A 733-nucleotide genomic window follows, 5' to 3' on the forward strand; every position below is an offset into this window, starting at 1 on the left:
GCCTGACGTTGTGGGGCTTTATGCACCAGGGTGTAGGCATAATCCACGCCCATGCCGTAAGCACCGCTGTGCTCACGCACCAGATCCATCACCGCGTCGTAGGTCTCTTTACGTGACCAGTCACGCTGGTACTCCAGCAGCACCTGTTGCCAGGTAACCGGCACCGCGCCTGCCTGCACCATCCGGTCGATTGAGCGCTCATGCGCATCCACGCTGGTGCCGCCTGAGGTATCGGTCACCACATACACTTCATAGCCCTCTTTCAGCGCCATCAGCGCCGGGAAGGTCAGACAGACCTCGGTCCACAGAGCCGAAATAATCAGTTTTTTACGACCTGTTGCCTTTACCGCTTCAACAAATGCCGCATCTTCCCACGAGTTCATCGAGGTGCGCTCAATCGGTTTCACTTCCGGGTGCACCGCCAGCAGTTCCGGCCAGATATAGCCGCTGAAGCTTTCGGTTTCCACTGAGGTGTAAATCACCGGCACGTTAAAAACCTTGCCCGCTTTCGCCAGGGCAACGGTGTTATTTTTAAGCTGCTGGCGGTCGATATTGGCAACGCCGAAAGACATTTGCGGCTGATGGTCGATGAAAATCAGTGCGGAGTTCTGTGGGTCAAGCAGGTCGAATTTGGACATGGTCATTTCCTCTCAGGGTATTGTTTTCGGTTAGTGTTGTGCTGCTGGAGCTAACAATACGAGAGGAACGTTTTCACAGATAGCGGAAAGAATTT

Annotated in this window: 1 protein-coding gene; it reads right to left on the reverse strand. The window is 54.2% G+C overall.

The annotated features are described in order from the left end of the window. Positions 1 to 638 (reverse strand): hydrolase (locus NG42_RS21625; RefSeq protein ID WP_052903089.1); only part of this gene is annotated, 638 nt, incomplete at its 3' end. Between the last annotated feature and the right edge of the window lie 95 nt (positions 639 to 733).

It is taken from the genome of Winslowiella iniecta, assembly GCF_001267535.1.
GTDB classification, from domain to species: domain Bacteria; phylum Pseudomonadota; class Gammaproteobacteria; order Enterobacterales; family Enterobacteriaceae; genus Erwinia; species Erwinia iniecta.